Annotated in this window: 26 protein-coding genes; 13 read left to right on the forward strand and 13 right to left on the reverse strand. The window is 75.5% G+C overall.

Going from position 1 to position 25,394, the window contains the following annotated elements:
• Positions 1-30: 30 nt before the first annotated feature.
• Positions 31-828, reverse strand: a complete 798-nt coding sequence (locus AB0N04_RS25150; RefSeq protein WP_360221473.1) for a serine/threonine protein kinase — start codon at positions 826-828, stop codon at positions 31-33.
• Positions 829-1,117: 289 nt separating this feature from the next.
• Between AB0N04_RS25150 and AB0N04_RS25155 the strand changes: the two genes are divergently transcribed.
• Entirely contained in the window at positions 1,118-1,525 is a 408-nt protein-coding gene (locus AB0N04_RS25155) for a hypothetical protein (RefSeq protein ID WP_360221471.1), read from the forward strand.
• 156 nt (positions 1,526-1,681) lie between these two features.
• Here AB0N04_RS25155 and AB0N04_RS25160 read toward each other — a convergent pair whose 3' ends face one another.
• From AB0N04_RS25160 to AB0N04_RS25170, 3 genes are all read right to left on the reverse strand, one after another.
• Entirely contained in the window at positions 1,682-2,812 is a 1,131-nt protein-coding gene (locus AB0N04_RS25160; RefSeq protein WP_360221469.1) for a pyridoxal phosphate-dependent aminotransferase, read from the reverse strand.
• On the reverse strand, positions 2,809-3,570 hold the full coding sequence (locus AB0N04_RS25165) for a PAS domain-containing protein (protein WP_360221466.1): 762 nt from the start codon (positions 3,568-3,570) through the stop codon (positions 2,809-2,811). Before AB0N04_RS25165 ends, AB0N04_RS25160 begins: the two co-directional genes overlap by 4 nt.
• Before the next feature lie 193 nt (positions 3,571-3,763).
• A complete protein-coding gene (locus AB0N04_RS25170; protein ID WP_363365305.1) occupies positions 3,764-5,413 on the reverse strand; it encodes a beta-propeller fold lactonase family protein in 1,650 nt (549 codons plus the stop codon).
• A gap of 309 nt (positions 5,414-5,722) precedes the next feature.
• Here AB0N04_RS25170 and AB0N04_RS25175 point away from each other — a divergent pair, with 309 nt between their 5' ends.
• Both AB0N04_RS25175 and AB0N04_RS25180 read left to right on the forward strand, forming a co-directional pair.
• Positions 5,723-6,166: an Rrf2 family transcriptional regulator gene (locus AB0N04_RS25175; RefSeq protein WP_360221708.1), complete on the forward strand. Its 444-nt coding sequence runs from the start codon at positions 5,723-5,725 to the stop codon at positions 6,164-6,166.
• A gap of 71 nt (positions 6,167-6,237) precedes the next feature.
• The gene (locus AB0N04_RS25180) at positions 6,238-7,416 is read left to right on the forward strand and encodes a globin domain-containing protein (protein ID WP_360221705.1); all 1,179 of its coding nucleotides are present in this window, start codon (positions 6,238-6,240) and stop codon (positions 7,414-7,416) included.
• Positions 7,417-7,558: 142 nt separating this feature from the next.
• Here the strand turns inward: AB0N04_RS25180 and ddaH are convergent, their stop codons facing one another.
• Positions 7,559-8,386, reverse strand: coding sequence for a dimethylargininase (ddaH, locus tag AB0N04_RS25185; RefSeq protein ID WP_360221702.1), 828 nt, complete (start codon positions 8,384-8,386; stop codon positions 7,559-7,561).
• A 341-nt stretch (positions 8,387-8,727) separates the two neighbouring features.
• Positions 8,728-9,621 (reverse strand): MBL fold metallo-hydrolase, encoded by an 894-nt coding sequence (locus AB0N04_RS25190; RefSeq protein WP_360221699.1) that lies wholly within the window; start codon positions 9,619-9,621, stop codon positions 8,728-8,730.
• Between the two features lie 243 nt (positions 9,622-9,864).
• Between AB0N04_RS25190 and AB0N04_RS25195 the strand changes: the two genes are divergently transcribed.
• On the forward strand, positions 9,865-10,647 hold the full coding sequence (locus tag AB0N04_RS25195; RefSeq protein ID WP_360221696.1) for an SGNH/GDSL hydrolase family protein: 783 nt from the start codon (positions 9,865-9,867) through the stop codon (positions 10,645-10,647).
• Positions 10,648-10,654: 7 nt separating this feature from the next.
• Here the strand turns inward: AB0N04_RS25195 and AB0N04_RS25200 are convergent, their stop codons facing one another.
• A complete protein-coding gene (locus AB0N04_RS25200) occupies positions 10,655-11,110 on the reverse strand; it encodes a DUF2809 domain-containing protein (protein WP_360221693.1) in 456 nt (151 codons plus the stop codon).
• A 266-nt stretch (positions 11,111-11,376) separates the two neighbouring features.
• Between AB0N04_RS25200 and AB0N04_RS25205 the strand changes: the two genes are divergently transcribed.
• Positions 11,377-12,744, forward strand: a complete 1,368-nt coding sequence (locus tag AB0N04_RS25205; RefSeq protein WP_360221711.1) for a DUF2252 domain-containing protein — start codon at positions 11,377-11,379, stop codon at positions 12,742-12,744.
• A gap of 85 nt (positions 12,745-12,829) precedes the next feature.
• On the opposite strand, the gene AB0N04_RS25210 is transcribed toward AB0N04_RS25205, so the two are convergent.
• Positions 12,830-13,516, reverse strand: coding sequence for an alpha/beta hydrolase (locus tag AB0N04_RS25210; protein ID WP_360221690.1), 687 nt, complete (start codon positions 13,514-13,516; stop codon positions 12,830-12,832).
• 169 nt (positions 13,517-13,685) lie between these two features.
• On the opposite strand from AB0N04_RS25210, the gene AB0N04_RS25215 reads away from it, so the two are divergent.
• Positions 13,686-15,404: an immunity 49 family protein gene (locus AB0N04_RS25215; protein ID WP_360221687.1), complete on the forward strand. Its 1,719-nt coding sequence runs from the start codon at positions 13,686-13,688 to the stop codon at positions 15,402-15,404.
• Between the two features lie 79 nt (positions 15,405-15,483).
• Here the strand turns inward: AB0N04_RS25215 and AB0N04_RS25220 are convergent, their stop codons facing one another.
• Entirely contained in the window at positions 15,484-15,744 is a 261-nt protein-coding gene (locus tag AB0N04_RS25220) for a hypothetical protein (RefSeq protein ID WP_363365310.1), read from the reverse strand.
• Positions 15,745-16,271: 527 nt separating this feature from the next.
• Between AB0N04_RS25220 and AB0N04_RS25225 the strand changes: the two genes are divergently transcribed.
• Positions 16,272-17,513 (forward strand): DUF5685 family protein, encoded by a 1,242-nt coding sequence (locus AB0N04_RS25225; RefSeq protein ID WP_360221681.1) that lies wholly within the window; start codon positions 16,272-16,274, stop codon positions 17,511-17,513.
• A 251-nt stretch (positions 17,514-17,764) separates the two neighbouring features.
• Here AB0N04_RS25225 and AB0N04_RS25230 read toward each other — a convergent pair whose 3' ends face one another.
• Positions 17,765-17,908 (reverse strand): hypothetical protein, encoded by a 144-nt coding sequence (locus AB0N04_RS25230; RefSeq protein WP_360221678.1) that lies wholly within the window; start codon positions 17,906-17,908, stop codon positions 17,765-17,767.
• A gap of 249 nt (positions 17,909-18,157) precedes the next feature.
• On the opposite strand from AB0N04_RS25230, the gene AB0N04_RS25235 reads away from it, so the two are divergent.
• Together AB0N04_RS25235 and AB0N04_RS25240 are read left to right on the forward strand one after the other, a co-directional pair.
• On the forward strand, positions 18,158-19,039 hold the full coding sequence (locus tag AB0N04_RS25235) for a chitosanase (protein ID WP_360221675.1): 882 nt from the start codon (positions 18,158-18,160) through the stop codon (positions 19,037-19,039).
• 213 nt (positions 19,040-19,252) lie between these two features.
• A complete protein-coding gene (locus AB0N04_RS25240; RefSeq protein WP_360221672.1) occupies positions 19,253-19,570 on the forward strand; it encodes a DUF6191 domain-containing protein in 318 nt (105 codons plus the stop codon).
• A 121-nt stretch (positions 19,571-19,691) separates the two neighbouring features.
• Here AB0N04_RS25240 and AB0N04_RS25245 read toward each other — a convergent pair whose 3' ends face one another.
• Positions 19,692-20,321 (reverse strand): TetR/AcrR family transcriptional regulator, encoded by a 630-nt coding sequence (locus AB0N04_RS25245; protein ID WP_360221669.1) that lies wholly within the window; start codon positions 20,319-20,321, stop codon positions 19,692-19,694.
• Between the two features lie 73 nt (positions 20,322-20,394).
• On the opposite strand from AB0N04_RS25245, the gene AB0N04_RS25250 reads away from it, so the two are divergent.
• The 3 genes from AB0N04_RS25250 to AB0N04_RS25260 all read left to right on the forward strand — a co-directional run bounded on the left by AB0N04_RS25250 (position 20,395) and on the right by AB0N04_RS25260 (position 22,644).
• Positions 20,395-20,907, forward strand: a complete 513-nt coding sequence (locus AB0N04_RS25250; RefSeq protein ID WP_363365313.1) for a nuclear transport factor 2 family protein — start codon at positions 20,395-20,397, stop codon at positions 20,905-20,907.
• Positions 20,908-20,949: 42 nt separating this feature from the next.
• The gene (locus tag AB0N04_RS25255; protein WP_360221663.1) at positions 20,950-21,456 is read left to right on the forward strand and encodes a GNAT family N-acetyltransferase; all 507 of its coding nucleotides are present in this window, start codon (positions 20,950-20,952) and stop codon (positions 21,454-21,456) included.
• 141 nt (positions 21,457-21,597) lie between these two features.
• Complete coding sequence (locus AB0N04_RS25260) at positions 21,598-22,644, forward strand: hypothetical protein (protein ID WP_360221660.1); 1,047 nt, start codon at positions 21,598-21,600, stop codon at positions 22,642-22,644.
• Here AB0N04_RS25260 and AB0N04_RS25265 read toward each other — a convergent pair.
• A complete protein-coding gene (locus AB0N04_RS25265; protein ID WP_360221657.1) occupies positions 22,632-23,303 on the reverse strand; it encodes a hypothetical protein in 672 nt (223 codons plus the stop codon). The two genes, AB0N04_RS25260 and AB0N04_RS25265, sit on opposite strands and share 13 nt — an antisense overlap.
• Positions 23,304-23,468: 165 nt before the next feature.
• Positions 23,469-23,996, reverse strand: a complete 528-nt coding sequence (locus AB0N04_RS25270; protein WP_360221654.1) for a MarR family winged helix-turn-helix transcriptional regulator — start codon at positions 23,994-23,996, stop codon at positions 23,469-23,471.
• Between the two features lie 101 nt (positions 23,997-24,097).
• Here AB0N04_RS25270 and AB0N04_RS25275 point away from each other — a divergent pair, with 101 nt between their 5' ends.
• A complete protein-coding gene (locus AB0N04_RS25275) occupies positions 24,098-25,369 on the forward strand; it encodes an MFS transporter (RefSeq protein ID WP_360221651.1) in 1,272 nt (423 codons plus the stop codon).
• The last annotated feature ends 25 nt before the right edge of the window (positions 25,370-25,394 follow it).

The raw sequence follows: 25,394 nt of genomic DNA on the forward strand, positions 1-25,394 counted from the left end.
GGCGGGTCGGTCCTCACGGCGGGTCGGTCCTCAGGGGCGCCGGGGCGGGAGCAGGGCCAGGTGCTCCTCCCGGACGAGGTCGAACTTCAGTGCCAGGGCCGCGAGTTCCTCGCGCTTTCCGCCGCCCGGCGCCTCCTCGTAGGGCTCGCGCAGGCGCAGTTTCGTCCACACCAGGTAGTCGATGTGGTAGTTGACCGCCGAGCGGGTCAGTCCACGGCAGGAGGGCAGCGCACGCAGCCGGGCCAGCACGTCGGTCACCCCGGGGACGGCGGCGGCGGAGGGTGAGCGCAGCCTGGGCTCGCAGAGCGCGAGCAGCACCAGGAAGTACTTGGCGGTCGGGTCGAGGGCGAACGGGCTGACGGTGCGTTCGCCCTCGGAGCCGCCGGCGTCCTCGACTCCGCCGCCCGCCGACCGTCCGGGGGCGGCGCCGCCCGGGCCGGGGGCCAGGTAGGCGTGCTGCGGGGCGAAGACCTTGAACGAGACGGGTTCGCCGAGCGCGGGCAGCAGCACCCGGGAGAACTCGAACGGGACGGGTGCGCCGAGCCGCCCCGGCGCCACCTTGACGTGCTCGCCCGCGCCCTCCAGGTTCTCCACGACGTAGGTGGCCGTGGTGCTGAAGTTGGAGAGCAGCCAGTAGTCCTCGGCGGCGGTGACCTCTCCCGCGCGGCGCGAGACACCCTGGTCCGTGAGCGGGATGGGGGCCGGCCGGCCCGGCTCGCCGCGCCCGAAGACCGCGGTCTCACCGGGCCCCATCCGCAGCAGTTCGGGGGCCCGGCCGGGCGCCACCACCGGTGCCGGGTCGGGAAGTTGGACGATGACCGTGTCCACGCAGACACCTCCGTCGGTCGGGTCGATGGTATCCGCCCTTTCCGCTCCGATGGCAGTTCGCCACCCGGACGGGTGAAGGAGCCGGACCACCGCGACGGGCGGGGCGCCGACGAACTGATCGTTCGTCAGTCGGCGATCTGTCCGCGTGCTGAACACTGCGAGAACGGTTGCAGCACGTAGTTGAATGGTCACCTTGAGTGTGACGTAACACACACGAAACATGTTCACGTTCTGTGCAAGACTCATCCCAAGGAGTGAGACACCCTTAATTTCCAAGGAGGTTCATATCATGCGCGCTCGGATCGCAGCCGTGATGGTGGCGACGGCAGGGATCGCGGGTCTCTCGGCCGGACCGGCCCTGGCGACCCCGACGACGGCCGAGACCGGCACCGTGGCCTGCGCCGCCGTGCTCAACCAGCCGTGCATCTCACACCAGGCCGACGGTGAGGGCTTCGTCGGCACGGCCCAGGTGTCGGCCGCCCCGGGGCAGTTGACGGTCCTCCGGGTCGAGGTCCGCACCCAGAAGGCCTGGGGCAGCCCGTGGGAGACGGCCACGTCGACCACCGCGGTCCGCCTCGGCTCGGTGAAGGCGACCACCCCGCGCGTCGTCACCAACGACCTGAAGATGATCTGCGCCACCGCCGGCCCCGCGCTGGACGCCGCGCAGCAGGTCACCACCTGTACCAACCCGTTCTGATCCTTCGCCAACCCCCGTTTGGCGAAAGGGATCCGGAACGCGGGGGCGGCACTCGGCCACCCCACGGGCCTCAGGGCCGGCCACCGTACGCGGTGGCCGGCCCGTTCGGCGTTCCGGCCCGTTCGGCGTTCCGGCCCGCCCCCGGGCCCGTGCGCGTCAGCGCTTGCGGAGCCAGTCCGCGAAGGCCGCCAGGGCCGGAGCCGGGTCGCGGCGGCCGAGGCCGATCCGGAAGCGGTCGGCCGGCGTGGGCGTCAGCTCGGAGCGGAAGATCCCGGCGGGCAGCAGCAGGACGCCCGCCTGCTCGACCAGCGCCGTGCAGAACTCCTCGACCCCGTCCGCGCCGAGGTAGCGCGGGTAGGCGACACAGCCGCCGTCCGGGGCGCGCCACTCGAAGAGGTCGGCGAACTCGGCGAAGAAGGCGTCGAACTGCGGGACGTTCTCCGCGATGATCGCGCGGTTGCGCTCCAGGATCCGCTCCCGGTTGTTCAGCGCGATCCGGGCCAGCACCTCGCTCGGGGCGGAGTTGCAGATCGTGGTGTAGTGCTTGGCCCGCTCCAGCCGGGAGCGCAACTCCGCGTCCCGGCAGGCGATCCAGCCGATCCGCAGGCCGGGCAGGCCGAGCGCCTTGGAGGTGACGTTGAGCGAGAGGGCGCGCTCGGAGAGGTCGGCGGCCTGCGGCAGGGCGCGGGCCCGGTCGCGCTCGAGGCCGCGGTAGACCTCGTCGGAGAAGAGCCGGATGCCGCGTTCCTCGCACAGCTGCGCCAGCCGCGTGAAGTCGGCGGCGTCGATCACCTTCCCGGTGGGGTTGTTGGGGAAGTTGACCGACACCACCCGGGTGTTCGGGCGCAGCGCGGCCTCGACGGCGTCCAGGTCGAGCGCCCAGTCCCGCGCCGCGTCGAGGGCGACCCCGGTCACCTCGCAGAGGGAGAGCGGGATGGTCTCGGCGGACTGGTAGTTGGGGGTGAGCACCACGGCGTGGTCGCCCGGTTCGAGGAGCACCTGCATGGCGAGGTTGAGCCCCTCCTGGGCTCCCCCGAAGCAGATCACGTCGTCGGCGTCCACCTGCTCGTACGTCCCGGCGATCGCCCGGCGCAGCCCCGGGTCGCCGAAGGTCTCGGTGTAGCCGAGGGCGAGGGTGTCCCACGCCTCCCGGTCCTCGGGGCCGGCCAGGGCGAGCAGCTCGGCCATCGTCATGGTCTGGGCGTCGGAGGCGGTGAGGTGGTGCCGTGCGGTGAACTCCCAGCGGGAGAAGTGGGTCTCGAGTCGGAAGTCGGGGAGCCTGGTCATGGCTGGTCGCTCGCTCTCGTGCGGTGGTGCGCTGGTGCGGGGGTGTCCCCGGGTCCGGCGTTCCCGGGTCCGGCGTCACGGGGTTCGGCGTCACGGGGTTCGGCGTTCCGGGATTCGGTGTTCCTGAGTTCGGCGAGCAGGGTGTAGACGGTCGAGCGGGACACCCGGAGCGCGGTGGCGACGGCGGGGGCGGCCCGGCGGACGGCGAGGACCCCGGCCTGGTCGAGTTCGCGCAGCACCGCGAGCCGGTCCTCGCGCCCGAAGCGCTCGAGCGGGCGGCCGTGCGCACGCACGTATCCGCCGATCACGTCGTTCATCCGTTCCGTCCAGTCCCGTTCGAACAGCGGCTCGGGGCGGGGGGCGGTGGGTGCGGCGAAGCCGGCCAGCAGGGCGGCGGCCTGTTCCAGCGGGCCCCGGTCGAGGTTGACGCAGAGCACCGCCGAGGGCCGCCCGGCGTCGTCGCGCAGCACGGCGCTGACGGAGGAGAGCCGGCGGCCGTCGGGCAGCAGCTTCTCGTAGGGGCCGTAGACGTCGGGGGCGGACGGGTCGAGGGCGTCGAGTTCGCCGAGCAGCGACGGGTCTCCGGGGGCGCGTGTGGTCATCGGGTTCCACACGGCCAGCACCCGGTCCGCGGCGGCGTCGTGCAGCACCACCTCGGCGTAGGGGCCGAGCAGCAGGGCCACGGCGCGGCAGGCGGGGGCCCAGGTGCGGATCCGCGGGTCGGCGGCGTCGGCGGCTGCGGCGGGTTCGGCGGTCATGTTCGGACTGTACGTCCAGTCCGGACGTTTCGTCCAGGCGTGCGGGCACGGGCCCCGGGGGTGCGACGGCTGCGGGAACGGCGGAGGGCCCCGCCCGTGGGTACGGGCGGGGCCCTCCGCGCTTCGACGGCGGCCGGTCAGCGGCTACGGGTCAGCGGCAGCCGGCCGGTGGCCGGCGGTCAGCGGCTACGGGTCAGCGGCAGGTGATCAGCAGACCGAGGACGGCGGTGCAGCTACGGGTGTCCCGGCTGGTGGCCGGGGACGGGTCGGCGGGCACGCCGGCGGTGCGGGCCACCGTGACGTCGAAGGTGCGGACCAGGCTGAGCAGGCCGACCGAGACCGAGAAGTGCCGGGTGGTGCTCGCGCCCTTGGCCAGCGGGGCGGTCACCGCGCAGGTGAGCTTGGTGCCCGCGACGGTGCAGTCGCTCGAGGTCGCGGCGAGGCCGACGGGGAGGTCGGCGGAGACGGTGGCCGAGGTCAGCGGGTCGGGGCCCTGACCGGTCAGGGTGACGGTGTAGTCGACCCGGCTGCCGAGCAGGCCGCTCACCGGGGTCGCGGCGAGGGCGACACCGAGGTGGGCACTGGGGGCCGCGTAGGTGAACCGGTCGCCGGCGACGGCGGCGCTGGTGCCGCCGGGCGTGGTGACCCGGACGTCCACCGGACCGGTCACCGTGGTGGCGGGGGCGGTGGCGGTGCAGCTGGTCCTGGTGCAGCTGAACCTGGTGGCGGCACCGGCCGCGCCGAAGGTCACCGCGGTGGCGCCGTTGAGGTCGGTGCCGGTCACGGTCACGGCGGTGCCGCCGACCCCGGAGCCGCCGGCCGGGCTGATCGCGGTGACGGCGGGCACCGGCAGCGGGAAGTTCAGCACGTCGACGGCACTGCCGTTGAAGTCGGCCAGGTAGCCGTGCCGCCCGTCGGGGGCGACGGCCAGGGTGTAGGGGTTCGCCCCGACCGGCACGGTCGCGGTGACGGTCCGGCTCGCGGTGTCCACCACGCTCACGGTGTCGTCGTCGTAGTTGGACACGTACGCGGCGGCGCCGTCCGGCGAGATCGCGACCGCGTACGGGCCGGAGCCGACCGCCACCGTTCCGGTCAGCGTGTTGGCGGCGGTGTCGAGGACGGCGACGGTGGCGTCGTCGGCGTCGGCCGCCCAGAGCCGGGTGCCGTCCGGGCTGAGGGCGAGCCCGAAGACGCTGTGGCCGACGGGGACGGTGGCGCCCACCGTGCCGGTGGCGGTGTCGACCACGTTCACCGCCTTGGCGCCGGAGGCCGCGACGTAGAGGCGCTTGCCGTCGGCGGAGAGGGCGAGTCCGTGCGGTTCCGCGCCGACCGGGACGGTCGAGGTGACGGTGGCGGTGGCGGTGTCCAGCACGCTGACGGTGCCGGCCCCGGCGTTGCTGACGTAGGCGCGCGTGCCGTCGGCGGACAGGGCCAGGCCCCACGGCTGGGCGCCGACCGGGACGGTGGCGGTGACGGTGTTGCCCGTGGTGTCCACCACGCTGACGGTGCCGTCGAGGTGGTGAGTCAGGTAGGCGCGGTGCCCGTCCGGGGAGACCGCGACCGCGTAGGAGCCGCTGCCCGCGGTGAACGTGCCGGACACCGCCCTGGTCGCGGTGTCCAGCACGCTCACCGTGCCGGTGCTCTGGCTGGTGACGTAGGCCCGGCCGCCGTCCGGCGTGAGCGCGACGCCCGCCGGGTAGTCCGCCACCGCCACGTGGGCGGCGACGGTCGGCGGCGGCGTCACGGCCTCGGCGGTGACGGGCTGCGACAGCAGCGCGGCCGTGGCCGCGGTTATCGCGGCCACGGCCGTCCGGGTGCGCCGGGGTGCACGGGCTGTTCTCACGGGTCTCTCCAGGATGGTCGGTCAAGGAAACGCAACGCCGGTCGCTCCGGCGCCCCCGCGGTTCCGGAACCGCACGAAGCGTAGAAGCACCCCTGACCGACCGTCAGGGGCTGATCGGTAATGTCGCCAACTGTTCAGATTCGATCGATTCGACCCACCCGGTCCGACCCCGACCCGATCCTGAACCGTTCCCGGTCCGATCCCGGCGCGATCCCGATCCGCCCCCGCCCGATCCCGCTCCGCCGTCGACCCGGTCGGGATCGTGCAGAAAATTGGAGTTCCGGAATCGCATTCGCTAGCGTTCCGCACGTGAGGCTGACCAAGAGCACCGACATCGCCCTCCGGATCGCCATGCGACTGGCCGTCCTGGGCGAGGAGGCCAACCCGACCACCCGCGAGGTGGCCGAGTCGGTCGGGGTGCCCTACACCCACGCGGCGAAGGTGGTCAGCCGGCTGCAGCACCTCGGGGTCCTGGAGGCCCGACGCGGGCGCGGCGGCGGGCTGATGCTCACCTTCGCCGGACGCACCGGCTCGCTCGGACTCCTGCTGCGCGAGCTGGAGGGGGTCGGCGACGTGGTCGGCTGCGAGGACGACCCGCCGTGCCCGCTGCGGGCCGCCTGCCGGCTCCGCGGTGCGTTGCGGACGGCGCAGGAGGCCTTCTTCGCCACCCTCGACCCGCTCAGCATCGACGACCTGGTGGCCTCCCCCACCGGGCCGGTCCTGCTCGGCCTCACCAGCAGACCCACCGACTGATCCGCCCCGGGCCCGCGCACCCGCGCTCGGCCTTTAATATGCATCTCAGATACCAGTTTGGAGCCCGACTGATGCTGTCCGCCAAGTCCGCCGAGGTCGTCGAGGCCACCCTGCCCGCCGTGGGCGGTGCCATCGGGGACATCACCCCGCTCTTCTACGAGCGGATGTTCGCCGCCCACCCCGAGCTGCTGCGCGACCTGTTCAACCGGGGCAACCAGGCCAACGGCACCCAGCGGCAGGCCCTCGCCGGATCGATAGCCGCCTTCGCGACCGCCCTGATCGCCCACCCGGACCAGCGGCCCGACGCGATGCTCGCCCGGATCGCGCACAAGCACGTGTCCGTCGGCATCCGCAACGACCAGTACCGGATCGTCCACGAGCACCTGTTCGCCGCGATCGTCGACGTGCTCGGCGAGGCCGTCACCCCGGAGGTCGCCGCCGCCTGGGACGAGGTGTACTGGCTGATGGCGAACGCCCTGGTGGCCGTCGAGGACCGGCTGCGCGCCGAGGCCGCCGCCGGCGGCGACCCGGCCGACCTCTGGCGCCCCTACACCGTCGTCGCCCGCTACCAGGAGACCGACACCGTCACCACCTTCCTGGTCCGCCCCGCCGACGGCCGGCCCGCGCCCGCCGCCCGCCCCGGCCAGTACGTCTCGGTCCGCACCGAACTCGCCGACGGCGCCCACCAGATCCGCCAGTACAGCCTCTCCGGCACCGCCGACGGCGCGCTGCGCTTCAGCGTCAAGCGCGAGCCCGGCGGCGAGGTCTCCGCCCACCTGCAGGACCACCTGCACACCGGCGGCACCGTCGAACTCTCCCCGCCGCTCGGCGACATCGCCCTCGCCGACGGCGACGGGCCGGTGCTGCTCGCCTCCGCCGGCATCGGCAACACCCCGATGACCGCGATGCTCCACCACCTCGCCGCCACCGGCTCCCCCCGCACCGTCGTGTCGGTGCACGGCGACCGCGACCAGCTCAGCCACGCCTTCCGCGCCGACCTCGCCCAGCTCACCGCCAAGCTGCCGAACGCCACCGCCCACGTCTTCTACGAGCAGCCGCTCGGCGAGTGGCCGGCCGAGCGCACCGGGCTGGTCGACCTCTCCACCGTCGAGGTCCCGGCCGGCACCACCGCCTACCTGTGCGGACCGCTGCCCTTCCTGCGCACCGTCCGCGAGCAGCTGCTGGCGGCGGGCGTCCCCGCCGCCGACATCCACTACGAGGTGTTCGGTCCGGACCTCTGGCTCGTCTGAGGCCCCGCCGCACGCGGCCCGCTCGGGACGGATCCCGGGCGGGCCGCCGCCGCGCCGCCGGCCGGGCCGCACCCGGAGGCCGGGCCGCCCGCGGCCGCCGCCGCAGTCGGTCGACGGCGCACTCGGCCGACGGCGCCCGCGATCACGCCGGCCGGAGCTCCAGCGTGCAGCACTTCGCCCCGCCGCCGCCCTTCAGCAGCTCCGAGACGTCCACCGGCACCGGTTCGTAGCCGGCCTCGGCGAGCCGCCCGGCCAGGTTCTTCGCGGTCTCGGGCAGCAGCACCCGGCGGCCGTCCGAGACGGCGTTGAGGCCGAACACCTCGGCGTCGGCCCGGTCGGCGAGGATCGCGTCCGGGTACAGGGTGCGCAGCACGGCCCGGCTGTCCGCGTCGAAGGCCTCCGGGTAGTACATGACGTGGTCGTCGGCGAGCACCGCCAGCGCCGTGTCCAGGTGGTAGAAGCGCGGGTCGACCAGGGTCAGGCTGACCACCGGGACCCCGAACAGCGCGCCCGCCTCGGCGTGCGCGGCCCGCGAGGTGCGGAAGCCCGAGCCGGCGAGCACCCGGCGGCCGACCACCAGGTGGTCGCCCTCGCCCTCGTTGACGTGCCCGGCGCGGCGCACCTCCTGGTAGCCGTTCGCCCGGAACCAGGCCTGGTAGGCCGTGGACTCGGCGGCCCGCTCCGGGTACCGGAAGGTCGCGACCAGGGCCCGGCCGTCCAGCACGGTCGCGCCGTTGGCGGCGTACACCATGTCGGGCAGGCCGGGCACCGGGTCGATCAGCTCGACGGTGTGGCCGAGGCGCCGGTACAACCGGTGGAGCCGCTCCCACTGGCGCAGCGCGAGCGCGGTGTCGGTGGGCTGCGCCGGGTCCATCCACGGGTTGATGGCGTAGTCCACGGTGAAGTGCGTCGGCCGGCACATCAGGTAGCGCCGCGGCCGGGCGGTGCGCTCCGGGGTCTGGGTGGGCATTCCTCCACCGTCCTTGGGTGCGGGGGGTTCGGGGCGGTCCGTGGTTCGGAAGACCGTTCGACAGGCGGCTGCCCCGGCGGCGCCGTTCGCACACCCGCGCGGACGCCCCCGGCTGGCGCAACCCCCCGCGCACCCGGCGCGAGCCCCGGCGCACGGGCCGCGGTGAAGGGGGCGCGGTGAACGGGCCGTCGCGCACGGGCCGTCGCGCACGGGCCGCGGCGAACGGGCCGCGGCGAACGGGCCGCGGCCCGTCAGGTGCCGCGGGCGGACGCACCCCGCCCCGCCCCACCTCGCCAACCGCGCGACCTCCGCACCGCGCGACCTCCACGCTCTGCACCGCGCTACCAGCGCACCGCGGCGAAGTCCACCGGGGCGGGCCGCAGCGACCGGCAGCGCTCGGCGAGCGCGCGCAGCCGCCGGTCCGCCTCCGCGGCGGGCATCCGGCGCCGCTCACCGTGGCCTGGCAGCAGCCACTCGAAGTGCAGCGCACCCAGGCTGCGGTCCAGCGAGGCGGAGAGCTCCTCGATCGAGTACCAGGTGATGCTCTCGTGCACCTCCACGTCCCCCGTGGTGCGGGACCAGTAGAGGGTGTCACCGGTGAAGCAGTACCGGTCGTCCACCGCGTAGAGCACGCTGCCCCGGGTGTGGCCGGGGAAGGGACGGGCGGTGACGCCCGGGGCGATCTCCACCGAGTCGAGGCCGCGCAGCACCCGGTCGGCGTCGGGCGCGGCGTCCAGGTCCCCCTCGTGGATCCAGAGCCGGGCACCGAGCCGGTCGGCGTACCGGCGGCCGTGCGCCGCGTGGTCCCGGTGCGTCAGGAGTACGTCGGTGACGGGGCCGAGTGCCTCGTAGCGCGCGGCCAGCGCCTCGGCGAAGCGGGGCGTGTCCACCATCAGCCACCCCGTGGGGCGGCGGCACAGGTAGGAGTTGGCGCCCGCGGTGTGGCGGGAGTTGTGGCCGAGCAGCAGCACCTCCTCGTCGAGGGCGAGCGGGAAGGGGTCGCCCGCCGGGTCGAGCGGGCCGGCTGCCGGGCGGACGGAACGGGTGGGGCAGGCGTGGGCGGCCGCCAGGAGGCTGCGGTGCTCGGCCTCGTCGCGCGGCTGGCGGACCAGTTCGGAGCGCCCGCGGTGCTCGCGGATCAGCCCGGGGGCGAGCTGCCGGGCGACGTCGCAGTTGGTGCAGCGGTCGTCGACGGTCCAGTCTCCGGGCAGGCCGGAGGAGGCGTTCGGAGTCATGGGTGGCTTCCCCTCGTCACGGGACGGCGGCCGGCGACAGGGCCCGGCGGCCGGCGCGATCGCGCTCCTCGAGGATGGTCCGGGCACGCCAGGAAGCGGAAGGGGGCGCGGATCTTGTGCTTTCCGGTGACCGGCGCTCTGGCCGGCGCTCTCACCGGCGCGGGGGGTACGTGGCCCATCTCACGCGCCTCCCCGGTCACCTACGGTGGCGTAGGTCACTTGAGAAGGTGAACTATCTACTTCATGCCGAACCTCCAGGAGACCCTTGACCTCAGTTCGTACGCCGCCCTCGGGGACAGCTTCACCGAGGGCCTGAACGACCCCGGAGCGGACGGCGCCTTCGCCGGCTGGGCCGACCGCCTCGCCAAACTGCTCGCCGACGCCCGCCCGCCGGGCGGCTTCCGCTACGCCAACCTGGCGGTCCGCGGCCGGCTGCTCGACCAGATCGCCGCCGAACAGGTGCCGCAGGTCCAGCGGCTCCAGCCGGACCTCGCCACCTTCTGCGCCGGCGGCAACGACATCCTCCGCCCGGGCAGCGACCCGGACGAGGTGGCCGAGCGCTTCGAGGCGGCCGTCGTCCGACTCACCGAGGCGGCGGGGACGGTGCTGATCTGCACCGGCTTCGACACCCGGGACGTGCCGCTGCTGAAGCACCTGCGCGGCAAGATCGCCACCTACAACGGGCACATGCGGGCGGTCGCCGACCGCAACGGCTGCCAGGTCGCCGACCTGTGGTCGCTGCGCGCCGTGCAGGACCGGCGTGCCTGGAGCGAGGACCGCCTGCACCTGTCCCCGGAGGGCCACCAGCGGGTCGCCCTGCTCGCCGCCCGCTCGCTGGGGCTGCGCACCGAGCAGGACCCGGAGGCGCCCTGGCCCACCGTCCAGGAGCTGTCCGCCGCCGACCAGCGGCGCGAGAACATCCAGTGGGCCCGCGAGTACCTGCTGCCCTGGGTCGGGCGGCGCCTGCGCGGCGAGTCCTCGGGCGACAACGTCGAGGCCAAGCGGCCCGACCTGCTGCCGCTCTGACCCTGCGTCAGACCCGGTCGGGTGCTGCGGGCCGCTCGGTCCGCAGCACCCGGCGTCCCCGGTGCACCCGGCGCCCCCGGAGCGCGCTCAGCGCCCGGTGGACCAGCGCGGCGGACAGCGCGCCGACCAGGTACCAGAACAGGTCCGGCGGGTTGAAGGTCGACCCCAGCACCAGACGGGCCGGCGTGCTGCGCCGGCCGAGCTCCTCGGGCACGCCGGTGAGCTGCAGGAACTCCACCGCCCAGCTCACCACGGAGGCCGTCACGGCCGCCCGCCACGGCCGCACCCGCGGCGCGACCAGCACCACCAGCGCGTACACCAGCACCGTGTAGAGCGCGTCCCCGGCGGCCTTCGCGGGCTCCCCGCCGAGCAGCGCCCGCGCCCCCAGCCCGGCCGCCACCGTCAGCCCCGCCGCCGCGCCGGCCGCAGCCCGCACCCACCCGTCCCCCCGAAGACCGTCCATCCGGCCCACCCTACGGGCCGCCCGCCCCGCCCCTCGACCCCGCTCCCCCGCACGCCGTCAGCACCCCCGCCACGCCCCGGCCACCACACCTCCGCCCACCGGCCCCCTCCCCCCAGGAACCACTGCCCCACCCCGGACGTCACTCCCCCTGCACGCCGTCCGCGCAGGTCGCGGACGGGTGGGACGAGAAGGGCGGGCCGGGAGCGGTGACGCAGGTGATAGACGCGGTGGACGGGGTGGGGCTGCCGGGGCGGCGGGCGTTCGCGGTGGCCGGGTTCGCGTCGGGGCAGGACGGCCGGGCCCGCGAGCGCGGGAAGGCGCTGCGGACCAAGGTGCCGCGGGAGCAGCACGCCGAGCTGGTGCCCGTGGCGGGGCGGCCGACGGCCGTCGAGGCGATCGAGGCGTCCAACGCGGGCCGGATCGGCGCGCTGGTGCCGATCCGGGTCGGCCGGATGGCCGCCACGCCGTTCGCGTTCCTGCGCGGTTCGGCCGGTCTGATGGCCGCCGACCTGGTCGGCACGCCGGACACCGGGGTGTCCGCCCAGCTGTGCGGGGACGCGCACGCCGCCAACTTCGGGCTCTACGGCGACGCCCGCGGTCAACTCGTGATGGACATCAACGACTTCGACGAGACCGTGCCCGGCCCGTGGGAGTGGGACCTCAAGCGGCTGGCCGCCAGCCTGGTGCTGGCCGGCCGGGAGACCGGCGCCGGCGAGGGCACCGCGCGCGCCGCCGCCCAGCACGCGGCCGGCTCCTACCGCCGGACCATGCGCACCCTGGCCAAGCTGCCCGCGCTGGACGCCTGGAACGCCGTCGCGGACGAGCAGCTGGTGTCCTTCGCCGACGCCCACGACCTGGCCGACGTGCTGCGCAAGGTCGGCACGAAGGCGCTCGGCAACACCAGTGCCAGATTCGCCGCCCGCAGCACCGAGCGGACGGACGACGGCGGTTGGCGCTTCACCGCCGCTCCGCCGGTGCTCACCGAGGTGTCCGACGCGACCGCCCGGGCCGTCGCCGCCTCGCTCGGCCCCTACGTGTCCACGCTGCCCGCGGAGGTGCGCACCCTGCTGTCCCGCTACCGGGTGCAGGACGTGGCGTTCCGGGTGGTGGGCACCGGCAGCGTCGGCACCCGCTCGTACGTGGTGCTGCTGACCGACCACCGCGACCAGCCGCTGGTGCTCCAGGTGAAGGAGGCCCGGCCCTCCGTGCTGCTGCCCCACCTGCAGCCGGCCGGCCACCCGGTGCCCGGCCGGGACGGGCACGAGGGCCGCCGGGTGGTGCTCGGCCAGAAGCACATGCAGGTGGTCAGCGACACCCTGCTCGGCTGGACGACGGTGGACGGGCTCCCGTACCAGGTGCGGCAGTTCCGCAACCGCAAGGGCAGCGTCGACCCCGCCGCGCTGCTGCCGAACCAGCTGGACGACTACGCGCGGATCACCGGGGCCCTGCTGGCCCGCGCGCACGCGCACACCGCGGACCCGGCGCTGCTGGCCGGCTACTGCGGCAAGAGCGAGGCACTGGACGAGGCGGTCGCCGCCTTCGCCGTCGCCTACGCGGACCGGACCGAGGCCGACCACGCCGACCTGGTCGCCGCCGTGCGCGCGGGGCGGCTCCCGGCCGAACACGGCGTCTGACGCCCGCTCCGCCGCCCGCGCCCCTCGCCTGCTGACGGCGTCCCGCTGGTGCCGCCCGTCGAGGCCGCCGAAGCCGTCCGGCGCCTCAGCGAGCGAGGAACGGCGCGACCGCCGCGACGAACTCGGCGGGCCGGGCGGCGTGCACCAGGTGCCCGGCCTCGACGGTGACCGACCGGCAGTCGGGGATCCGCCCGGCGAGCTCGACCAGCCCCTCCTGCGGGACGTGGCTGGTCGGGCCGCCGCCGACCACCAGGGTGCGGGCGGTGATCCGGGACAGCCCCTCCCGCCAGGCCGGGTCCGGGCTGTCGATCTGGGCCTTCACGGCGCCGACCACCGCCCAGTCGAAGTGCACCGGGCCGTCCGGCCCGTCCGGCACCGCGGAGGCCGGCCGCGGGTACGGCGCCGGCACGTCCTCCAGGACCAGCCTGGCGACCCGCTCCGGCCGGTGCTGCGCCAGCAGGTGGGCGACCACGCCGCCCATCGAGTGGCCGACGAGGTCGACCCGCGCGAGCCCGAGCGCGTCGAGGAGGGCGAGCACGTCGTCGCGCATCTCCGGCAGCCCGTACCCGGCGGTGCGGCCGCTGTCGCCGTGACCGCGCAGGTCCGGGGCGTACACGCGGTGGCCCGGCGCCAGTGCCGGCAGGACGACGTCCCAGTCGGAGGCGCGCTCACCGAGCGCGTGCAGCAGCACCAGCGGCGGGCCGTCCACGGGCCCGCTGGTACGGCAGGCGAGTGCCACCTCGGGCAGGTTCACGATCCGGACTTCGTTCATGCCCGCCACCGTACGGGCCGACCGGCCGTCAGCCGACGGCCGTTCGCCCTCGGCGCACCCCGCGTGGTTCCGGCCGCGACCTGCGGAGTCAGCTGTCGGACCCTCCACCTAGGGTGGGTGCAGGTCGACGGTCAATCGGTGATCCGTCGGTGATCAAGGGGGCAGGGCCGTGCGGATCGAACGTCACCGGGTGGACGCGTCGCGGGTGGCTGAGGCGCGCGACGGCTTCGTGAACCGGATCGGGAGGCAGGTCCACTCCTACTCCCGCGCCGGCCTGATGACCACCACCGAGTGGCAGCTGATCGCCGACTCCTTCCTCGACTACCTCGGCGCCCTCTCCACCACCCGGCCCGACCTGGACTCCGCCGAGGCCAAGGCCGTCCTCAAGGACGCCACCGAGGCCGCCGCCGGCGCCGTCTCCTTCGCCGCCTACTACCCGGTCGACGGCTTCCACGTCTTCCTCGACTACCCGAACTTCGGGATGAGCTACGACCGCGAGCACGGGCTCGCGCGCGACCCCCGGCACCTGGTCACCGCCCGGGAGTGGCTGGACGCCTTCTGCCTCGCGATCGTCTCCGACAAGGTCTCCCACCACGGCGAGGCCTTCGGCTGGGCCCGGCAGCTGATGCCGGACGAACCGGTCACCCCCGCCCTCGAACTCGTCGACGGCTTCTTGGCCCACTACTTCGAGGAGGGCGGCTCCCCGGACTCTGCCGACTCCGCCGATGCCGACTCCGACTCCGCCGACTCCGACTCCGCCGGCGGGGCGCAGCCCGGTCTGCGCGCCCTGCGCGCCCTCACCGACGGGGACCGCGCGGCCTTCGACTCCGCGCTGCTCGCGCTCCTCCAGGACGGCCCGCACGGCACCCGGCCCGCCGGCCTCCTGCCGCTCGTCCCGATCGCCCTCGCCGCCCTCGGGTACCGCACCCACGGATGGACCCCGGCCGTCGACACCGACTACCTCCCCCACGCCCTGGTCACCGGCTTCGAGACACCCGGCCCGCGCGTCCACGGCCTCGGCCGCGACCGGCGCCCCGACGCGGTGGCCCGGCTCGCCGCCGGGCCCGTCGACCTCGACCGTCCGATCCCGGCCCTACCCCTCAGCCCGGACAGCGAGGCGCGGTTCGAGCAGCGCGTCCAGCGGGCGATCACTCCGAAGGGGGGCGAGCCGCTGGACGCGTGGGAGCTCACCGGCGCCCTGCGCTACCAGACCTGGCTCCTCGCGGCACGCGCCTCGGAGTCCGCCGACGCCACCGACGCCCAGCTCGCCGACCTGCGGCTCGGCTCCGGGCTCGGGGCCGCCGCGTTCCGGGCCGCCCTCGCCGAACCGGGCACCGAGGCCGAGGTGACGGTCGACGGGCGGACGCTCCGCTTCCCCGCCAGCCGGTGCAGCGACTTCGGGCCGGCCTTCTGGGAGACGGCCCTGTCCTACGCGCTGATCACCGGCAGCTCCGAGGACCTCGAACCGCTCGTCCTGGCCGGCCCCACGATCGCCGCCGAGGACCGCTCCCCGTTCGCCTCGTACCGCACCGCCCTGCACGACCACCTGCGCGGCGCGGACCCGCTCCCGGCCACCCGGCGCGCCCTGGAGGAGGTGGAGCGCAGCAGGGAGCAGGGCTTCCTCCCTCCCCCGGTCGTCCTGTTCTCCCAGCTCGTCGAGGGCGACGAGAGCAGCTTCAACCTCGCCCTGCTCGACGCGCTGGAAGCCCACCGCGATCACCACTCCGTCGCCGACCGGGCCACCGAGGCCGGTGCCGCGCTCAGCCTCGGGGTCCTCGCCCTCGCCTGCCACGCCCGGCGCAGCCGCGGCTGGTCGATACGCGTCCGGTCGCCCTACCTCCCGCCGCGCCTGCTGACGGCGGCCGGGGCCGGGGCCGGGGCCGTCTGACGCCCCGGGCCGGGCCGGGCACACCGTCAGCGTCCGAGGCCGGGCAGGGACAGCGGAGAATCCGCCGGGGCCACGGCGTTCAGGGGGCCGGGCGCAGGTCGTCCTGGTCCTTGAGGACGGTCACCTGCTCGCCCGAGTCGACGTACGAGACCACCCCTCGCCACCGGCCGTCGGCGCCTCGCCGCCACTCGGTGAGGAGGCCGCGCACCCACTGCGCGTCCACCCGGACGAGGCAGGGCTTGGCGGTGCTGGTCGGCCGGTACGCGGGGAAGCAGCGGATGCAGGCGCCGCGCCCCTGGGCCATGGCGTCGGCCAGCGCGACGCGGGTGGGCTCGTGCACCTCCTTCCGGAAGCGGGCCGCGCGGGCCTGCCCGTCGGCGAGTGCCTCGCACGCCACCGAGCGGTGGAAGACCGAGCCGCCCCGGGTCGTCCAGACGGACGCGGTCAGACCTCGGGGAACCGCTTTGCAGTGACCGCACTGCCCGACTATCAGTCCGTGATCACACCGCTCGTCAGCCATGACTGCATCGTGCCGCCGGCCCGGCGGAAGATCAATGACACCTCGTCAGACCACCGTTTCGGGAGCCCGGGCGGGGGCTCGGCGACGGCACGGAAAGGGCTCCCGGGCAGCCCCTCGCCCTGCCGGGCGGGGCGCGGGCCGAGCCCGCCGGAGCGGCACGCCCGCATCCGGAGCCCCGGTCAGCCGTCCGGGGTCACCCCCTGTCCCGGCCGGCCCGTCCGGGGGCCCGGTGGGCGGCCGTCGGTCGGCGGCCGGGGTGTGGTCGGCGGTGGGTCCAGGTGCGGGGGTGATCGTATGATGTGCGCGGATCGGGGCCGGTCAACGGCCCACGGGGGCGAGGGGGAACCATGTTCGGCATCATCAGACCGTGCAAGCACCGGCTGTCCGAGCGGCTCCGTGCCTCGTGGATGGCGCACCTGTGCGGGCTCTGCCTCGCCCTGCGCGACGACCACGGCCAGCTCGCCCGCACCGCCACCAACTACGACGGCCTGATCATCTCGGTGCTGGTCGAGGCCCAGGCCGCCCGGGACGACTCCTCCTGGCGGCGCACCGCCGGGCCGTGCCCGCTGCGCGGCATGCGCACCGCCTCCGTCGCCCGGGGCGAGGGTGCCCGGCTCGCCGCCGCCGTCTCGCTCGCCCTCGCCTCGGTCAAGATCCGCGACCACGTCGAGGACCGCGACGGGGTGTTCGCCCGGCGCCCGGTCGCCGCCGGGGCCCGGGCCGTCACCCGCCGGTGGGACCGGAAGAGCGCCGGCAGCGCCTCCGCGATCGGCTTCGACACCGGCGTGCTGCTCGAAGCCGCCTCCCGCCAGGGCGGGTTGGAGCGGACGCTGCGGCCGGGCGGTTCGGTCCTGCTGGTCACCGAGCCCACCGAGACCGCCACCGCGGCCGCGTTCGCGCACACCGCCGTCCTCGCCGGGCGCCCCGGCAACGCCGCCGCGCTCGCCGAGGCCGGGCGGCTCTTCGGCCGGCTCGCCCACCTCCTCGACGCCGCCGAGGACCAGGCCTCCGACGCGGCCAACGGCGCCTGGAACCCGCTCACCGCCACCGGCACCGACCGCGCCGAGGCCGAACGGCTGTGCCGCGACGCCGTCCACGGCATCCGGCTCGCCCTGCGCGAGGTCGAGCTCACCGACCGCGCCCTGGTGCACGCGCTGCTCGCGCACGAGACCGGGCAGGCCGTCGACCGGGTCTTCGGCCCGGCCGCCCACGCCGCCACCTGCCGCACCCGCAACGCCGGACCCGCCGGCGGCGAGCACCCGAACGACGCTCCGCCGCGCCAGGCGCCGCCCGGCCAGGACCCGCTCTCCCCGTGGGTGCCGCAGGGCCCCGGCTTCACCCCGATCGGTGGCAAGCCCCCGCAGCCGCGCAACCTGCTGGCCGGCTGCGCGCTGTGGGCTCTGATGGCCTGCAGCTGCCAGCTGCTCTGCTGCGAGCACGAGGACCCGTTCAGCCGGGAGCGCCGGGAGGGCTGGTGCCAGCGCAACTGCGACTGCGACTGCTGCGACGGTTGTCAGTGCTGCGGTGACTGCTGCGACGGGTGCGACGGGTGCGACTGCTGCGACGGGTGCTGCTGCGACGGCTGCTGACCCGGCGTCACCCCTTGGTGGTGCGCCACTCCGACCGCCGGACCGCACCCGCCCCCAGGACCGCCACCGGCCCGGGACGCCCCCGCGGCGTCCCGGGCCGGATCGCGTCCACACCCGCGTCCGTGCCGGTGTCCGAGGTCGCCCCGGCCCCGCACTCCGACCCGAACGGCCCTGGCGACCCGGCCGACCAGGCCGCGGCCTCGCCGCGCAGCCAGAGCGGCAGCACCGCGACCGGGCCCCGCGGCAGCCCGTCAGGCGTCACGCCGCGCCGCCTCCCGGTCGGCCGCCAGCGAGCGCTCCAGTCGCGCGAGCAGCTGCCGGAAGCGTTCGGCGTCCTGCTCCGTCATCCGCCCGTCGGGCGCCGCCCCCGGCCACTCGGCCGTGTTCTCGTTCATGCACCCGACGCTAGGCCGCGACGATCAACACACGATAAACACCCGCCCCGGCAGTCCCACCGGGGGCGGACCGGCCCCTGTCGCCCCGTGCGCAAATTTATTAGGAAAGTTTCCTTACCTTATAGACCAGCGCCCGACCCGGCACCTACGCTGCTGCCGCGAGCTCGCACCCTCGCCCCGGCACGCGGTCGACCGTGCCACCCCCCACACACCCTCCGGCGGCTGCGCCCCGGAGATCGGAGCACACCCATGCGAGTTTCCCGAACCCGCCGCCTCGCCGCCCTCGCCACCCTGGCCGCGCTGACCGCCGGCCCCGCCTGCACCGCCGGGCCGGCCCAGGCCGCTCCCGACACCGCCATCGCCACCGCCTCCGCCTCAGCGGCCGGCGTGCGACCGCTCGCGGCCGGAGGCCTCACCCCCGACCAGCGCCGCCGGGCCGACCAGCTGATCAGCATCTTCGAGAACAGCACCACCGAGATCCAGTACGGCTACGCCGAGAACATCGACGACGGCCGCGGCGTCACCGCGGGCCGGGCCGGCTTCACCACCAACGACGGCGACGCGCTCAAGGTCGTCCGCGCGTACACCGCCGTCTCCCCGGACAACCCGCTGGCCCGCTTCATCCCCGAGCTGGAGCGCCTCGCCTCCGCCGGCAGCGGCGACACCAGCGGACTGCCGGAGGCCGAGTACGTCGCCGCCTGGAAGCGGTCCGCCGAGGACGCCGTCTTCCGGCAGGTCCAGGACGACCAGGTCGAACAGCGCTACTTCACCCCCGCCATGGACCAGGCCGACCGGCTCGGGCTCACCACCGCCCTGGCTCGCGCCGAGCTCTACGACGCCTCCGTCCAGCACGGCAACGGCGGCGAGTACGACGCCCTGCCCGCCCTGATCGCCCGCACCGGCGCGAAGGTCGGCTCCCCCGCCGTCGCGGGCGAGGCCGCCTGGCTGGAAGCCTTCTTCGAGGTCCGCATCGACGACCTGACCAACCCGGCCAACTCCTCCACCGCCGACGAGTGGCGCAAGTCCGTCGACCGGGTGGAGTGCCTGCGCCGGATCGCCGCCACCGGCAACGTCGACCTGGACGGGCCGCTCGCCGTCACGGCCTTCGGCTCCGCCTACACCGTCGCCTGAGCCACGGACCCGGGGCCCGGTTGTGGGACCGGACCCCGCCCCGACGCCCGTGGGGCTCCGGCCCCACGGGCGCGGGTACGGGTCGGTGGGCCGCCCGCTCCAGGGCGGCCCACCGACCGCCCTGGAGCCGGCCCCGCGACCGGGAAGCGCTGCGCCCCTCCTCCGACGGGGGTCGTCCTTCCGCCGACCGGGTCGCGCGACGATACTGGCCGCATGGGGTTCCTCGTCTTCCTCACGCTGCCCGGGCTGGTGCTGCTGCTCACCGCGCTCGCGCTGGTCGACCAGCTGCTGCTGCGGGCCGGCCGGGCCGGACTGCTGCCCTGGCGGAGCAGCGCACGGCAGGGGCAGGTCTCCGCGACCGGGTTCGAGCAGCTGCACGCCACCTTCTCCGCGGGCAAGCAGCACGAGCTCAAGGAGCGGCAGTCGGCGCTGATGCTGCGCGACGACGACGAGGACGGCGCCCCGCCCCACCGCACCGGTGTCGACCTGGCGCGCGGTTCCGCGGTGATCCGGCTGCCAAAGGCGTCCTGAAACGCCCGGGCCGCCCTGACCCTCCCCGGGCCGCCCGCAGGCGTCCCGACCCCCCGACCCGCCCGCAGGAACCGAGGCGCAGGCCCTGCCCCGCGGGCGCCGGACGGCGGCGGAACGTGGGCTACCCGCGGGTGGCCAGGGCGGCGTCCAGCAGGATGCGCGCGGCCTCCCGGGCGTCCTCGGCCGCGCTCGGGTCGCCGTGCACGGCGGCCGTGGTCATCGCGCCCTCGGCCAGCAGCGCCAGCTGGGTGGCGAGGGCGGGCGGTGCGTCGGCGGCCTCGGCCAGGCCCGCCAGGTAGGCGTTGAACTCCTCCTTGTGGTGCCGGGCGGCCAGCGCGACCGCCGGTGACACGGCACCCAGTTCGCCGAAGGAGTTGACGAACGCGCAGCCCCGGAAGTCGGGTTCGGCGAACCAGCGGCCGAGCCAGTCGAAGACGGCGAGGAGCTGCTCCCGCGGCCGGTCGGCGGCGCCGGCCACGTAGTCGGCGAGGCCGGCCCGCCAGCGGCCGTCCCGCCGTCGCAGGTAGGCGTCGACGAGGTCCCCCTTGGAGGGGAAGTGCTGGTAGAGGCGGCGCATCGTCACGCCGGAGGCGGCCCGGACGGCGTCCATGCCGACCGCCTGGACGCCCTGCCCGTAGAAGAGTTCCTCGGCGGCGTCGAGGATCCGCTCCCGCGCGTCGTCGTGTTCGGTCCGGCGGCCCGGCGACGGCTCCGCCCGCCCGACCGACCGCCCGTTCGCCTGCGCGTCCATCTGCCGTGCCCTTTGCGTGAGAACGATGATTCTCCTAGAGTAGCCACATCAGTGAGAACGCTCGTTCTCGCCGATGTCCGCCGACCCGACGTCCACCCGACCCGAGGAGACCCCCGTGTCCGACCAGCGCCCTCCCCTGCCACCGTTCACCCCGGAGACCGCCCGACAGAAGGTCCGCGCCGCCGAGGACGCCTGGAACACCCGCGACCCCGAGCGCGTCGCCCTCGCGTACACACCCGACAGCCGCTGGCGCAACCGCGCCGAGTTCCTCACCGGACGCGGGCAGATCGCCGAGTTCCTCACCCGCAAGTGGCGCCGCGAACTCGACTACCGGCTCGTCAAGGAACTCTGGGCGCACGACGGCGACCGCATCGCCGTCCGCTTCGCCTACGAGTGGCACGACGACTCCGGCCAGTGGTACCGCTCGTACGGCAACGAGAACTGGGAGTTCGACCGGGACGGCCTGATGGCCCACCGCCACGCCTCCGTCAACGACCTGCCGATCGCCGAGGCCGACCGCCGGTTCCACTGGCCGCTCGGCCGCCGGCCCGACGACCACCCGGGCCTCACCGAGCTCGGGCTCTGACCGGCCGCGGGCGGCACCCGCGCCCGTCGTAGCCTGGCGGGCATGGCAACGACCGTCACCTACCTCGAAATGACCGACCCCGGAGAGCTGCGGGCGGCCCCCGCCGTCGCCGGCCTCGCCCTGGCCCGCGCCGACGGCTCGTCACCCGCCGTCCAGGAGGTCCAGGCCGAGGTCGGCCGGCCGCACGGCTGGCGCAGCGCCCACCGCACCGCACGGGACTGGGCGGCGTACCGCGCCGAACACCCCCGGCGCCAGAGCTGGCTGCTCACCCACCACGGCGGGCCCGCCGGCATCGTCGCCCTGGAACCGCACCCCGACGGGGAGGTGGAGATCACCACCTTCGGCCTGCTGCCCGCGATGGTCGGCCGGGGCCTCGGCGGCTACGCGCTCACCCTGGCACTCCGTCAGGCCTGGGCCACCAGCCCCCTGGGCGGCGGGCCCGCACGCCGGATCTGGCTGCACACCGACTCCGACGACCACCCCAACGCCCTGCCCAACTACCACAAGCGCGGCCTGCGGACCTTCCGGACGGAGGTCCGGGACGCCTGACCGGCGGCCGGGGCCGACCCGCCGGCCGTCCCCTGGGCCGGGCCGGCTGTTCCACGACCGTGACATCCCCCGCACCCGCCCCTGACCCGGCTCTGGGACGCTCCTACTCGAACGCGAACAGCACCCGAGGGGGAACCTGGAATGTCCGTGCGCAACAGATTCGGCACCGCGGCCGCGATCGCCCTGATGACCACCGTCGGCGCCGTGCTGCTCTCCGCCTGCGGCCCCGAGAACTCCGGCTCCGACCCCACCGCCGCCCCCGGCGGCAACGTGTCGGCGACCTCGTCCCCCGGCGGCACGGCGCCGGGCGGCACGGCCCGCCCGAGCAGCCCCGCCCCGGGCGCCAAGGAGGTCAACGGCACCTCCGCCGCCAACCACCTGACCATCAGCACCGGCACCCGGACCGTCGCGATGAACGGCACCACCGTCGACTTCGGGACGGCCGTGCGGGACCTCGCGTGGTCCCCGGACGGCAAGCGGGCCGCCTTCGTCAACGGCGACGGCGACCTCGTCGTGGCCGGCCCCGACGGCAGCGGGAAGGTCACCCTGGCCCGGAACCCCGGCGGCGAGACGTGGTCCCACCCGACCTGGCAGCACGCCGCGAAGAGCCCCGGCGACCTCCCCGAGTCCGCCGACCGCTTCGACGCCGTCGTCTTCTCCGCGGCCAAGGGCGGCGTCCTGCGCCTGGAGAAGATCGCGACCAAGAACGTCGGCGGCACCCCCGAGGTCCTCACCCCGCACAACTCCGAGGGCGGCAACGAGAACATGCCGCAGCCGCCGCAGACCGGCAACACCTGGTCCAACGCGGGTGGCCAGCGCGGCGAGATCGCCTACGCCAACACCCCGGCCGGCGAGGTCTACCTCTACGACGACTACATCCGCCCCGCCACCCGGGACCTCGGCAAGGGCTCCCAGCCCGCACTCTCCCCCGACGGCGAGCACATCGTCTTCGTCCGTGCCGTGAACGGGCACGACCACCTGTTCAGCCGCTCCACGCAGTCCGACCAGAAGGCCGAGAAGGACCTCACCCCCGCGGCCACCACCGACTACACCGAGCCCGCGTGGTCCCCCGACGGCGCGACGATCGCGGCCCGCACCCCCGACGGCGTCAGCACCGTCCCCGCCGACGGGTCCGCCGCCCCGGCGCCGGTCTCCACCGTCAAGGGCCTGCCCGCCTACCGCCCCTGAGCCGACCCGTCCGCCTGAGCGGCCCCGTCCGCCCGGCCCGACCCCGCCGCCTGAGCGGACCCGTCCACCCCGCCCGGTCCGGTCGCCGAGCCCGTCCCGGCCTCCGGGCCCGGCGGAACGACCCGGCCCGACCCGCCGGCCGGACGGCCCGGCCCCGCCAGCTCGGCGCGCAGCGCGGCCAGGTGCTCGTCCGCGGACTCGTGCGGCAGGAACTCGACCACGTCGAGGAAGCGGAACAGCACCCGGGTCTCGGTGACGGCGTACTCGTAGTCGCCGAACCCGACCACCGCGCCCGTGCCGCCCCGCACGGCCCCGCGCACCGCGGCCGCCGTCAGCCCGTCCGGGCCGGCCCCGGTCGTCGCCCGCCGCCGGGCGTTCGGCCGGGCCAGGTACGGGCAGACCATCGCCGCGTACAGCATGCAGGCCCGGTGGCCCGGCCCCTCCATGGTCGGCGCGAGGTTGCGGTACGGCCCGCCCGCGGCGAGCGCCGCGGCGATCGCCGCGCTCTCCGCAGCCCCGACCACCCGCCACACCGGGCCGCGCGGCATGAACCCGCCGCAGACCGAGCAGCGCCGCTGCAGCGCGCAGTCGGCGCTGCGCCCGTGGTCGGTCAGCGCGAACTGCGGCTCACCCGCGTGCCACGGGGTGATCGCGGGCACCGGATAGCCCCTGCCGTCCCGGGGCCGCTCCCCCACCGCCGCCGGCATCGGCACAGAATCGAATCGCACCCCCCATCCATACCAGCCCCGCCCGCCGACGGTCGATCCCGCTGCCCGGTGCGGCAAGGACCGGCGGCCCGGCCGGGGGGCGGCCGGGCGCGGACCTCACTGCGCCCCGGGGGCCTCCTGCGCGAGGAGCACCTTGCGGAGCAGGTCGGACAGGGTGCGGCGCTCCTCCTCGGTCAGCACCCCCAGCAGGCGGCGCTCCTCACGGCCCACCACCTCCAGTGCCTCGTGCCAGGCCGCGCGGCCGGCCGCGGTGAGGACGATGTCGACCTTGCGGCGGTCGGCGGTCGAGGGGGTGCGGACGACGAACCCGCGGCGTTCGAGGGCCTCCAGCCGACCGGTCACGGACGCGGCGGCGAGGTTGAGGTCGGCGCGCAGGTCCGACGGGGCGGCGTGGCCGCCGCGGCCGGCGAGGACGTGCAGGGTGTCGAACTCGTGCTTCTGGAGGCCGTAGTCGGCGACGCCCTGCTCGCGGACCCGCCCGAGGTGGCGGGTGAGCTTCGACATCCGGGTGACGGCGGCCTCGATGTCGGGGTCGAGGTGGGGCAGCACCGGGAGCCAGCGTTCGACGTGGCCGTCCGTCCAGTCGCGGGGCGAGGTCGGCTGGTGGTGCGGGTGCTCGGCCATGGGGTGAGTCTACAAAGCGACCCGGGGTCCCCCTCCGGGGAGAGTCTTTCGATACCGAAATTTCGTTGCCGAAACTTCGGTACCGAAATACAGTGCCACGCGTGACCGAACACCCCCTGCGGAACCGCGACTTCCGCCTCCTCTTCACCGGCCGGACGATCTCCACCCTCGGCGACGCCGCCGTCCCCGCCGCACTCGCCATCGCGATCACCCGCGCCACCGGCTCCGCCACGGCGATGGCCCTCGTCCTGGGCTGCGCGATGCTGCCGCGGCTGGCCCTGCTGCCGCTCGGCGGGGTGGTCGGGGACCGCTTCGACCCGCGACGGGTCGCCCTCACCACCGACCTCCTGCGCGCCGCCACCCAGCTGCTCGTCGCCGTCGAACTCGCCGGCGGCACACCGAGCCTGGCGCACATCGCCGCCGCGTCGGCGGTCGCCGGCACCGCCTCCGCCTTCGCGATGCCGACGGCCGCACCGCTGGTCGCGGCGACCGTGGAGGGCGGCCTCCGGCTGCGGGCCAACGCCCTGCTCGCCTCGGCCGGCAGCGCCGCCCGGCTCGGCGGGCCGGCCCTCGCAGGTCTGCTGGTGTACACCGCAGGGCCCGGCTGGGCCTTCGTGCTCGACGGCGCCTCCTTCGCGCTGAGCGCCGCCCTGCTGACCCGTCTCACCGTCCGTCACCAGCCCGGGGAGCGCCGCTCACTGCGCCGGGACCTCGCCGAGGGCTGGAGCGAGGTGCGCGCCCGCGACTGGTACTGGACCAGCCTGATCGCGCACGGGGTGTGGAACGGCGCCAGCGCGGTGCTGCTCACCCTCGGGCCGCTGATCGCCACCACCCGCCTCGGCGGGGACGGCGTCTGGATCGCCCTCACCCAGGCCGGTGCGGTGGGCCTGCTGGCGGGGTCGCTGATCGCCGGCCGGGTCCGGCCGCGCCGCCCGGTGCTGGTCGCCAACCTCGCCCTCGCGCTGTACGGGCTTCCGCTGGCGGCGCTCGCCGCGGCCGCCCCCGCCGCCGTGACGGTGGCCGCGTACGCGGTGGCGATGGCCGGGCTCGGCTTCCTCAACCCGGTCTGGGCGACGGTCGTCCAGCAGGACTTCCCGCCCGGGGTGCTGGCCCGGGTCACCTCGTACGACTGGCTGCTCTCGCTGGCCGCCGCCCCGCTCGGCTACGTCCTGGCGCCGCTGGCCGCCGACGCCTGGGGCGACGCGGCCCCGCTGCTGGCCACGGCGGCGCTGGTGACGCTGGTCTGCGCGGGCACCGCGGCGGTGCCCGGCGTCCGCCGCGCCGGGACGGCGTCCCCCGCGGACGCGTCGGACGCCCCCGCGGGGGACGCGGCGGCCGCGGAGCGCCCGCCGGCCCGGGCCGGTTCCTCCTGAGCGGCGGGCGTCCCGCAGCGCTCCG

The sequence above is a fragment of the Kitasatospora sp. NPDC051702 genome, assembly GCF_040681575.1.
Classification (GTDB): Bacteria; Actinomycetota; Actinomycetes; order Streptomycetales; family Streptomycetaceae; genus Kitasatospora.

Bases quoted from the DNA above. Each gene is read 5' to 3' on its own strand.
- AB0N04_RS25155 (WP_360221471.1), top strand. From the start codon at position 1,118: ATGCGCGCTCGGATCGCAGCCGTGATGGTGGCGACGGCAGGGATCGCG.
- AB0N04_RS25160 (WP_360221469.1), bottom strand. From the start codon at position 2,812: ATGACCAGGCTCCCCGACTTCCGACTCGAGACCCACTTCTCCCGCTGG.
- AB0N04_RS25165 (WP_360221466.1), bottom strand. From the start codon at position 3,570: ATGACCGCCGAACCCGCCGCAGCCGCCGACGCCGCCGACCCGCGGATC.
- AB0N04_RS25180 (WP_360221705.1), top strand. From the start codon at position 6,238: ATGCTGTCCGCCAAGTCCGCCGAGGTCGTCGAGGCCACCCTGCCCGCC.
- ddaH (WP_360221702.1), bottom strand. From the start codon at position 8,386: ATGCCCACCCAGACCCCGGAGCGCACCGCCCGGCCGCGGCGCTACCTG.
- AB0N04_RS25190 (WP_360221699.1), bottom strand. From the start codon at position 9,621: ATGACTCCGAACGCCTCCTCCGGCCTGCCCGGAGACTGGACCGTCGAC.
- AB0N04_RS25195 (WP_360221696.1), top strand. From the start codon at position 9,865: ATGCCGAACCTCCAGGAGACCCTTGACCTCAGTTCGTACGCCGCCCTC.
- AB0N04_RS25200 (WP_360221693.1), bottom strand. From the start codon at position 11,110: ATGGACGGTCTTCGGGGGGACGGGTGGGTGCGGGCTGCGGCCGGCGCG.
- AB0N04_RS25210 (WP_360221690.1), bottom strand. From the start codon at position 13,516: ATGAACGAAGTCCGGATCGTGAACCTGCCCGAGGTGGCACTCGCCTGC.
- AB0N04_RS25225 (WP_360221681.1), top strand. From the start codon at position 16,272: ATGTTCGGCATCATCAGACCGTGCAAGCACCGGCTGTCCGAGCGGCTC.
- AB0N04_RS25230 (WP_360221678.1), bottom strand. From the start codon at position 17,908: ATGAACGAGAACACGGCCGAGTGGCCGGGGGCGGCGCCCGACGGGCGG.
- AB0N04_RS25235 (WP_360221675.1), top strand. From the start codon at position 18,158: ATGCGAGTTTCCCGAACCCGCCGCCTCGCCGCCCTCGCCACCCTGGCC.
- AB0N04_RS25240 (WP_360221672.1), top strand. From the start codon at position 19,253: ATGGGGTTCCTCGTCTTCCTCACGCTGCCCGGGCTGGTGCTGCTGCTC.
- AB0N04_RS25245 (WP_360221669.1), bottom strand. From the start codon at position 20,321: ATGGACGCGCAGGCGAACGGGCGGTCGGTCGGGCGGGCGGAGCCGTCG.
- AB0N04_RS25250 (WP_363365313.1), top strand. From the start codon at position 20,395: ATGTCCGCCGACCCGACGTCCACCCGACCCGAGGAGACCCCCGTGTCC.
- AB0N04_RS25255 (WP_360221663.1), top strand. From the start codon at position 20,950: ATGGCAACGACCGTCACCTACCTCGAAATGACCGACCCCGGAGAGCTG.
- AB0N04_RS25260 (WP_360221660.1), top strand. From the start codon at position 21,598: ATGTCCGTGCGCAACAGATTCGGCACCGCGGCCGCGATCGCCCTGATG.
- AB0N04_RS25270 (WP_360221654.1), bottom strand. From the start codon at position 23,996: ATGGCCGAGCACCCGCACCACCAGCCGACCTCGCCCCGCGACTGGACG.